Raw genomic sequence first — 8,724 nt, 5'->3', positions numbered from 1 at the left:
GCCTGTCCGCCGACGGCGAGGCGATCCGGCTGGCCAATTATCCGGACTACCGCTCGCTCGGCGATCCGATCACGCTGCCTTACCGCGCGTACCCCGCGCTGGCCGATCTTACCGGCGACGGCCGGCCCGACCTGATCGTCGGGTCGGCCGACGGCGGATTATACGTTTACCGGAACGCCGGTGAAACGGAAGGGGCCTACGCCGGGCAGCAGCTCCCGGCGGAACTGAAGGCGCCGGCGGTGTTCGCGCGGCGCGAGCCCTTGCGGCTCCCAAGCGGGGAGCCGCTGAAGACCGGATCGTACGCCAGCGTAGCGGCGTATGATCTGAACGGCGACGCCCGGCCGGATCTGCTGATCGGCCAGCCAGATGGCACGCTCGCGGTCGCCTATGGCGAAGCCGGCGGCGCGTTCAAGGCGCCCGTCCCGCTGCTGGCGGACGGGAAGCCGATCCGCGGCGCGGCGCCGATCGCGCCGGCCGTGGGCGACGTCACCGGAGACGGCATTCCCGATCTCGTGATCGGGGATGCCGACGGGCAGGTGACGCTGTACCGCGGCTCACGCGGGGCGAACGGCGCAATCGCCTGGCACGCAGGCGAAGCGCTGTTCAAGCTGTCCGCGCGGTTTGCGGCGCCGTCCGTCCGCGACATGAACGGGGACGGCAAAGCCGATCTCATCGTCGGTACCGGCGAAGGCGACCTGCGCGTATTCGTTCAGGAGGACTCGGGCGCCGGACGTACCGCTTGGGTGGACAAAGGCATCATCGAAGCGGCAACCGTCAACCAGCTCGGCAACCATGCGCTCGTCGGCGGGCACAACGCCGTCCCGCTCTGGTATGACCTGAACGGGGACGGCAAGGACGATCTGATCGTCGGGCAGCTTGAATTCGGCATCCCGTCGACCGTCGACGATCCGAAGTTCCCATATACGGACCAGCTGAACGAATTTATCCGGTACACGAAAGACAACCGTTTGGAGCTGTACCCGCACATTTTTGTCCATAACTTTACGAGCGACGCGCAGGAGAAGCAGGAAATCGCACTCCATCAGAAAGCGTTCGAGAAGCTCGGCATCCCGTGGGGAATGACCGGGACGAACCAGCATACGTGGCGGATCAACAACCCGGACCGCAGCCAGACGCTGCGCAACGAGCGGGAATCCGGCGTCTGGTTCAACTTCGGCTTCAAGCCGTCGCATATTAAAGCCGATCCGCGCCTTGGCGTCGAGTATAACTGGGGTCTGCCGTTTCTTATGACCGATGCGGCGGGTGAGCCCGACTTGAGCAAGCCGATGATGCTGAATACCCCGGCGCCGGTGCTGCGCACGGACAAGCATTATTCGACGAAAGATATTTTCGAAGCGTACGCGGCGCTCGATCTGCCGATCGATTATTTCGAGCATATCGAGTACCATTTCCCGACCCGCGTGCCGGAGCTGCTGGAATTCGTCCGGTATTTGGACAAGCTCCGGGACGACTATAGCTACAACTTTATGACCGAGCCCCAAATGGCGCGCTCGTTCCTGAACGCGATGACGACCCGCGTCGAGCTGTACCGGCCATGGCATGAGGTCGTCACGGACTGCGTCAAGAAAATGCTCGGCATGACCGTCGAGCCCGGCTTCCGCGTCAAGGCGCTCACCGCCGACGTGCCGGCCCAGGCCGCCGAATACCGCGGCACGCTCGGCCTCGTCGTCGACCGCGGGCAGCCTTACGCGGCCAAGCAGGCCGTCACCGATGCCGAGGTGCGCGATACGCGCAGCGGCAAGCTGTACCTCGGCGTCCCGCAGATGGCTGCTATCCGGTTCGTCTCGCCCGAACGGGCGGAGGCGCTCGGTAGCGAGCCGCATCTGACACGCACGAACGTGCCGTACGAGCTGCAAAAATCCGCGGACCGCTGGACGCTGAAGCTGAACGCGCCCGGCATGCAGCAAGTGCAAATTTACAGCGCCGAGCCGCTAACCATCGAAGGATCGGGGCTGACCGTCGACCGTGACGAAGCGAAAGCGACTTATACGGTTACGCATTACGGCGATCCGGTGACGCTAACCGTTGCCAAAGCGGCACGTTAGCTTGCATTCACCCTTCATGCGGACGGTTGCGGCGGGGCCCCTAAGGTCCCGCATCGCCGTCCCGCTTTTATGCCGGCACTCGCTGCGAGCCCGGCGCATATCGCTTGATTTTACTTTATCCTAGGAGGCTTCCCCCATGCAGGACTTGCTGGAACAGCTTGAGGCGCACATCAAGAACCGTTACGAAATCGAAGACGATGACGACGATTTTTCCGTAGACGTACACTTGTTCGATTATGGATACATTGATTCCATCGGAGCGACGGCGCTGATCGCGCATATCGAGAAAACGTACGGCATCCAGGTGACGAATCAGGATTTAATGTTGTACCCGCTCAACACCGTCCGCGAAATCGCGACGTTCATCCACAACAAGAAAGAGAGGTAAGCCCATGGAATGCGTCGTATCTTTGGAGGGGCTCGCCTCCAGCCAGCACGGACAGCTCAAATACGCCGCGGCGTTTATTGACGAGACCATCCGCGACATCCGGCTTGAATCCGGGCACATTCATATCGTTCACGACTCCCCGAAAGGCAACGCCGCCATCGAAGAGCGGGTTCGCAAGCTGATCGACCGATTCTCGCAAGGAGATTTCGGCTTCAAGGAAAATATCCTGTTCGAGCATAAGGCCGACACCCCTTACGAAGGCGATATCCTCGCCGAGCTCGTCGAGCGCAAAATCATCAAAGTGCTGGAGCCGGGCCTGTTCATCTTCCGTGAACCGTTCTCCAGTCTGATGCGTTTTCTCGACTACAGCTTCGTTACGAAAATTGCGAACCGTTTTGCAGGAATTACGGAGGAGCAGTACCCGGCCGTCATTCATTGCGATACGCTGAACAAGACGAATCACTTTACTTCTTTTCCAGAGCACATTCATTTCCTGTCGCACCTGCGCGAGGACCTCGACATCATCGAAGCGTTCTCCCAATCGATCCGCGAAGCCGGAGGCTGGAAGCAGGAGCAGCCGCTCGATCTGAACGCCAACCTGGCGAAGCCGAAATTCACGATGAACCCTTCGACCTGTTACCACTGCTACGAAGGGCTGCAGAACGAGACGCTTGAAGGTGACGGCGTGACCGTGACGGCCATCTCCAAATGCCACCGCTTCGAATCACGCAATCATACGGATTTCGGACGCCTGCTCGACTTCAGTATGCGGGAGATCATCTTCGTCGGCAAGCCGGATTACGTGAAAGAGAACCGGCTGCAGGCTATTGAATATTTGAAAGAGCTGGCCGTCGAATGGAACGTGGACAGCGTGCTGGAAATCGCGAACGATCCGTTTTTCACGAACGACTTCCAAGTGAAAGCGTCCTTCCAGCGAAACCAAGAAATGAAGTACGAGCTCCGGCTGACGATTCCGAACATCAACAAGTCGATCGCCTGCAGCTCCATCAACTTCCACAGCAACACGTTCGGCAATGCGTTCAACATTAAAATGGGCAAGCGCAACGCGGTTACCGGGTGCGTCGGGTTCGGCATCGAGCGCTGGGCGTTCGCCTTCCTCGCACAATACGGCTTGGACGAAGCGAACTGGCCTGCAGCGTTCCGCGAGCAGTACCACGCGTGGCAGCAAAAATCGCTCTAGCACCGTAACCCGTAAATTCTGTGATTGATAACTAATGATCGCCTTCATTGGAAAGTGTGGGTTTTCCCGTTATGATCGCTTTTCTTCGCAAAAACAGCTTCGTGCTGCTGCTGTTGGCCGCTTTCGTGCTATCGGATGTACTCATCTCCTGGTGGGACCCGATGGTGACGTCGCGGCGTTTTTATAAGAACGATTTTACGAAGACGCTCTTCCATCACGATTGGCAGAATCGGGGGCCGGCCTTCTACGGCAACTCCGCGGTGACGGGGGCGTATATCGAGGTGGACTCCACCGCCAAGCTGGTGGAACTCGGGCTTTCCTACGGGAAGCTGACCGATCTGAAAGCGATTCTGGAGCAGCAGCGTTTCCAGGTGGAGGGACAGCTTGTCGTCGGCATCGATGTGCATACAATGATCGACAGCCTGGACACGGACCCGACCTACCAGTGGTTCAAGCCTTGGTACCAGCCTTACGCCTACGCGTACCGCGACTATTTCCGCGATACCGGGACGGAGGTTGCCTGCGGCTTGTACCAAGGGCTGTTGAAGCAGGACGCCGCCCGGTTCGAAGCATGCGCCCGCTTCCCGGAGACGCTGAAGCTGAGCGTGTCCGATCCGCTGGCCTACCAGCCGCGCTGGATCGACAAGGAGCTTTATTTCGGACGAAAATCCGATGAGGATCTCCGCAAAAAGTGGGACGAATACGAGCAGCGCTTCGGCTGGATGACCAACCGCGATTTCAAGAACAATCTGGACGCCTTGGACTTCATCATCGCTTACAGCAAGCAGCAAGGCTTGCCGCTGCGCGTCGTCTGGATGCCTTGGAACCGCGGCTTCAAGCTGCCGGGCTACATGCCTGCATTGCAGGAAGAAGTCAACCGGCGACTGCAAACAGCCGGCGTTCCGATGCTGGATCTGCTGACGGCCTACGATCCGAAATATTTTCACGATCTCGTTCATCTGAGCCGTCAGGAAGGCGCTCCGGTATTTACGAAGGAGGTGGACGCATGGCTCGCTTCGCTCGCAAAATCGTCGAAGTGATCGTTTATCTCGCCATGCTCATCATGGTGCTGATCTACTTTACCGGCAAAGGATTGTTCATCTACGAAGGGTTCTGATCTTGTCTTGATCGGCGCGGGCCCCGATCGGTCCTTCCGTCCCGCTCCGGGCCGGTTTCCGACCCGCACGGCGGATGCATATGTTGGAGGAATCTTCGATGTGGTATTTAAATATGAACGCGGTTATGGCTATGACCGGCATGGTGCTCGTGCTTGCCCTAACCCGGCGGTGGGCGGCTAACAAGCGGCTGCTGCTGCTCGCGTTCAACTTATGCTTTTTGCTGTTGTTCAGTAAAAAGCTGCTCGCTTTTTACTTGGCCTACACGGCGCTCAACTATTTGGCCTTTTTATTTCTCAGCCACACGACACGCTTTCGCAAGGGTTGGTTCATCCTGCTGATCGCCGCCAATGTGGCTGCTATCTGCTCGCTGCGGCTGTTCGGCATGGAGGTATTCACTCACCCACTGTTCGACGTTGTCATTGTGCTCGGCTTGATCTACAACGTGCTCAAGGTGATTGATGCGCTATATTTTGCCTACTTCTTCGGCAAAGACGCCCGCGCGAAGGTCGTCGATTACTTTAACTATATTTTGTTCATCCCGACGTTCACGTCCGGCCCGATTCTCAAATTCCGCGATTTTATGGCGGATACGAAGCAGCCGTATCGGGTGGATACCGCACAAACGGAAAGCAGCATCAAACGGATCATTCTCGGTATGTTCAAGAAGATCGTGCTCGTCACCTGGATGACCGACGTGTTCAATGCCATGTCCGGGCAGGAGCTTTATACGCATCAATCGCTATTTTTAATGGTCTGGTTCTATGCCCTGATCTACTTCGACTTCTCCGGCTACTCCGATATTGCGATCGGCTTCGGACGGCTGATGGGGTACAACATTCCGGAAAACTTCAAGAAACCGTTCCAATCCCCGACGCTGACGCAGTACTGGCGCAATTGGCACGCCACGCTCGGCGACTGGTTTCGCGACCATATTTTTATATTTTTCTCGCGCCAAACGCCGACCAAATGGACCGCTGCCGGCCTCTCCATCCTCATTATGGTGCTGATCGGGCTATGGCATGGCTTTAGCTGGCTCTACCTGCTGTGGGGCGTCTACCACGGCGTGCTGATCGCACTGGAGAACCTGCTCGGGAAAACGACGGTCAACAAGAAAAAAGTATCCCGGACGTACTTCTACGCCCGCTGCGCGTTAACCCAGCTGATCGTGACAGCGGCGGTTATCGTCTACAGCGGCAAAAGCGAAACGGTACTCCACATTTACCGCGGTCTCCTGAACTGGCCGTTCTAAGCATGATAAAAGCAGCGTCCCTTTGCGGGCGCTGCTTGTTTTTTCACGCGAACTCGCGAACATACCTCAACTGGCATCGGATTGCTTCCCGGGCGTCTCCATCACTTCTTCTTTGGCCGGGGCAGCTTGAACGGCGCATTGCAGCTGGTTGCCGTTCGCCGTTATATGCAATTCCCCCACATATTGAAACACATCATCGCAGTCCTTCTTATGTACATGCACGCAGCCCGATTTCGTATTAATGTTCAGCGAGAGCTGATCGGGCAGCTCCACCAAGCATTGAAACTTTTTAAAGTTGTTTGGGAAACGCAGCCAGGTGCCTGATACCGTTTCAACAATTTGCGTATCTTTGCTCATCTTACGATCCGCCCTTTCTTTAAAAAGTTGCCCCTTCCCTCCCCCGGTCCGAAGAGAATTATTTCCATTGTAAACCAATCAAAAGGAAAAGAAACGGGAATGTTGTCGGGTGCTTTGTCGAAAGCTAAACTTTGCCTGGCGAACAAGCATTCGCTGAGCCGTTATTTTAAGAAAATTGCCAGAAAATAAGGGTAACCCCTTGGAAGGAGAACGTGATTCCGAATGCTGACCATTCTTATCTCATTTGCGGCCGTCGTATGCGTGATCTCTACCGCTGCGTCATTTATGCTGGCCCGAAGGCAGCAAAATAAGGAATTTGACAAAAACGCAGACCCGACAGCAGTCAAACATCCCGTCATGGCAAATCCGATGCTTATCGTTTATGTGCTTTTTCCGATCGTTCTGGCTGCCGGTGCAGTTATCTGGTCTTTCTATTTCAAATAAGTCGGAGGTCCTTCAGTGGATAAAAGAATCTATTATGTTTCCGTTCAGTCCAAAACGATTATGCAGCATCAGGGCGACGCAGCTTACGAGTTCGAAGTCGAAGCCACACCGGAGGAAATCATAAAGCTTAAGGAATTATTCGAAGACATGGAGTTTGCGGAAGAACGAACGTTCCCCAGGACCCTTGTTCCGGGCATTCCCTACCATCATGACGTGGAAAACGATGTATACGACCTCTATTTGAAAAACGTCTATCAAACGCTGTACGGTCTGGGGACCGACGAAACAAAAAAACATATTCAAACGATGAACCTTTTGGATTGAGCAGTGAACGTTTTACGAAAAAGCGACCCCTCCATGCGTCATGTCCGAAACTCCTACTTTGAGCCGTACGCAATTAATGATATAATTTGGATGAGCGTTCTATTGTACGCGCGTTCATTTTGATTATTTTCGGAGGTGTCCCATGAAATTAGGCGTATTTACGGTATTATTCCAGCAGAAGCCTTTCGAACAAGCGCTTGACTACATTGCATCCAAAGGACTCGATGCTGTTGAAATCGGCACCGGCGGCTACCCGGGCAAAGCACACTGCGACCCGGATGTGCTGCTCAGCGATAACGGCAAGCTGAAAGCATTCAAGCATGCGATCGAATCCCGCGGATTGACGATCAGCGCGCTCAGCTGCCACGGCAACCCGCTCCATCCGCAAAAAGCGCTCGCCCAAGCCGATCACGAAGCGCTGCTCAAAACGGTCGATCTGGCTCAAAAGCTAGAGGTCCCTGTCGTCAATGCGTTCTCGGGCTGCCCGGGAGACTCCGATAATGCGAAATATCCGAACTGGCCCGTGGCTCCTTGGCCGCCCGATTTCCAAGAGATTCTTGATTGGCAGTGGGCCAACAAAGTCATTCCGTACTGGACAGAAACCGGCAAATACGCTTCCGACCGCGGCGTGAAATTCGGTCTCGAGCTGCACGGCGGCTTCTCTGTCCATACTCCGGCTACGCTGCTGCGTCTGCGCGAAGCGGCCGGCGACGTCATAGGGGCTAATCTGGACCCGAGCCATATGTGGTGGCAGGGCATCGATCCGGTGCAGGCGGTGAACATTCTCGGCCGCGCAGGCGCCATTCACCACTTCCATGCCAAAGATACGTCGATCGATCCGATCAACGTCAATCGTTACGGCGTGACGGATATGCAGTCCTACGCGAACATGCTCGACCGTGCTTGGCAGTTCCGTACCGTCGGCTACGGGCACGATCTCAAGACGTGGGCGGACATCATCAGCGCGCTTCGCTTGGTCGGCTACGACTATGTCGTCAGCATCGAGCACGAAGACGGCCTGATGTCGGTGGACGAAGGCTTTACGAAAGCGGTGCAAAACCTGCAGCAAATCCTCATCAAAGAGCCGCTTGGCGAAATGTGGTGGGTATAATTCCACGGAGCGTCCCTCTTCTTGAGGCGGGCGCTCCTTTTTATTTTCAAGAAACGTCCTCTTAAAACGCCAAAAGGACAGCGTCCCGGAAGACCTGTCCTTGTCTGTGCATGTATGATCTTATTCGCGTCTCTGCAGCAGTAGCTTACAGCTTGCCCATCCAGCCCATAACCATAACTGCGCTCAAGGTTACGAATACGGCCAAGCTAACCAGACCGAAGCCAATGGCGAACGGATTTTTCTTTTTAGCGCCGAGCAACCGGATAAGGCCGATGGCAATAACTACCGTGAACAAGATCACGAAGATATCGAAACCGGAAAAGGTGCTCGTGGCTTTTGCCGCTTCTTCAGCCAAAAACATGGAGGGACCTCCTTCAATATGCGAAAATACTTAATTTCTATCTTATCTTGACTAGCATGGAAGTGCAAGCGATTTATCCAAGTGTAACAAGTTTGTCAACATTTG

General features: G+C 55.7%; 10 protein-coding genes. 8 read left to right on the top strand and 2 right to left on the bottom strand.

The window, feature by feature from the left end; all coding sequences use genetic code 11:
• From QJ48_RS09400 to QJ48_RS09380, 5 genes are all read left to right on the top strand, one after another.
• On the top strand, nt 1–2,066 hold a 2,066-nt coding region (locus QJ48_RS09400), incomplete at its 5' end, for a VCBS repeat-containing protein (protein ID WP_162238467.1).
• A 136-nt stretch (nt 2,067–2,202) separates the two neighbouring features.
• Nucleotides 2,203–2,454 carry an acyl carrier protein gene (locus QJ48_RS09395; protein ID WP_054973365.1) on the top strand — a complete coding sequence of 84 codons (252 nt, stop codon included), beginning with the start codon at nt 2,203–2,205 and terminating at the stop codon, nt 2,452–2,454.
• A 4-nt stretch (nt 2,455–2,458) separates the two neighbouring features.
• Complete coding sequence (locus QJ48_RS09390) at nt 2,459–3,655, top strand: hypothetical protein (protein WP_054973364.1); 1,197 nt, start codon at nt 2,459–2,461, stop codon at nt 3,653–3,655.
• 71 nt (nt 3,656–3,726) lie between these two features.
• Entirely contained in the window at nt 3,727–4,695 is a 969-nt protein-coding gene (locus tag QJ48_RS09385) for a hypothetical protein (protein WP_054973363.1), read from the top strand.
• A gap of 175 nt (nt 4,696–4,870) precedes the next feature.
• Nucleotides 4,871–6,022, top strand: coding sequence for an MBOAT family O-acyltransferase (locus QJ48_RS09380; protein ID WP_054973362.1), 1,152 nt, complete (start codon nt 4,871–4,873; stop codon nt 6,020–6,022).
• A gap of 66 nt (nt 6,023–6,088) precedes the next feature.
• Here QJ48_RS09380 and QJ48_RS09375 read toward each other — a convergent pair whose 3' ends face one another.
• Nucleotides 6,089–6,379: a hypothetical protein gene (locus QJ48_RS09375; protein WP_054973361.1), complete on the bottom strand. Its 291-nt coding sequence runs from the start codon at nt 6,377–6,379 to the stop codon at nt 6,089–6,091.
• A 222-nt stretch (nt 6,380–6,601) separates the two neighbouring features.
• Here QJ48_RS09375 and QJ48_RS09370 point away from each other — a divergent pair, with 222 nt between their 5' ends.
• The 3 genes from QJ48_RS09370 to QJ48_RS09360 all read left to right on the top strand — a co-directional run bounded on the left by QJ48_RS09370 (nt 6,602) and on the right by QJ48_RS09360 (nt 8,258).
• Nucleotides 6,602–6,823: a hypothetical protein gene (locus QJ48_RS09370; RefSeq protein WP_054973360.1), complete on the top strand. Its 222-nt coding sequence runs from the start codon at nt 6,602–6,604 to the stop codon at nt 6,821–6,823.
• A gap of 15 nt (nt 6,824–6,838) precedes the next feature.
• On the top strand, nt 6,839–7,147 hold the full coding sequence (locus QJ48_RS09365; protein WP_054973359.1) for a hypothetical protein: 309 nt from the start codon (nt 6,839–6,841) through the stop codon (nt 7,145–7,147).
• Between the two features lie 142 nt (nt 7,148–7,289).
• Entirely contained in the window at nt 7,290–8,258 is a 969-nt protein-coding gene (locus tag QJ48_RS09360; protein ID WP_054973358.1) for a sugar phosphate isomerase/epimerase, read from the top strand.
• Between the two features lie 145 nt (nt 8,259–8,403).
• Here the strand turns inward: QJ48_RS09360 and QJ48_RS09355 are convergent, their stop codons facing one another.
• The gene (locus QJ48_RS09355) at nt 8,404–8,619 is read right to left on the bottom strand and encodes a hypothetical protein (RefSeq protein ID WP_054973357.1); all 216 of its coding nucleotides are present in this window, start codon (nt 8,617–8,619) and stop codon (nt 8,404–8,406) included.
• Between the last annotated feature and the right edge of the window lie 105 nt (nt 8,620–8,724).

It is taken from the genome of Paenibacillus sp. A3, assembly GCF_001399685.1.
Taxonomy (GTDB): domain Bacteria; phylum Bacillota; class Bacilli; order Paenibacillales; family NBRC-103111; genus Paenibacillus_G.
Note: the sequence above shows the minus strand (reverse complement) of the source record. Positions and strands in the feature narration are given on the sequence as shown.

Bases quoted from the DNA above. Each gene is read 5' to 3' on its own strand.
- QJ48_RS09395 (WP_054973365.1), top strand. From the start codon at position 2,203: ATGCAGGACTTGCTGGAACAGCTTGAGGCGCACATCAAGAACCGTTAC.
- QJ48_RS09360 (WP_054973358.1), top strand. From the start codon at position 7,290: ATGAAATTAGGCGTATTTACGGTATTATTCCAGCAGAAGCCTTTCGAA.
- QJ48_RS09390 (WP_054973364.1), top strand. From the start codon at position 2,459: ATGGAATGCGTCGTATCTTTGGAGGGGCTCGCCTCCAGCCAGCACGGA.
- QJ48_RS09355 (WP_054973357.1), bottom strand. From the start codon at position 8,619: ATGTTTTTGGCTGAAGAAGCGGCAAAAGCCACGAGCACCTTTTCCGGT.
- QJ48_RS09385 (WP_054973363.1), top strand. From the start codon at position 3,727: ATGATCGCTTTTCTTCGCAAAAACAGCTTCGTGCTGCTGCTGTTGGCC.
- QJ48_RS09380 (WP_054973362.1), top strand. From the start codon at position 4,871: ATGTGGTATTTAAATATGAACGCGGTTATGGCTATGACCGGCATGGTG.
- QJ48_RS09370 (WP_054973360.1), top strand. From the start codon at position 6,602: ATGCTGACCATTCTTATCTCATTTGCGGCCGTCGTATGCGTGATCTCT.
- QJ48_RS09375 (WP_054973361.1), bottom strand. From the start codon at position 6,379: ATGAGCAAAGATACGCAAATTGTTGAAACGGTATCAGGCACCTGGCTG.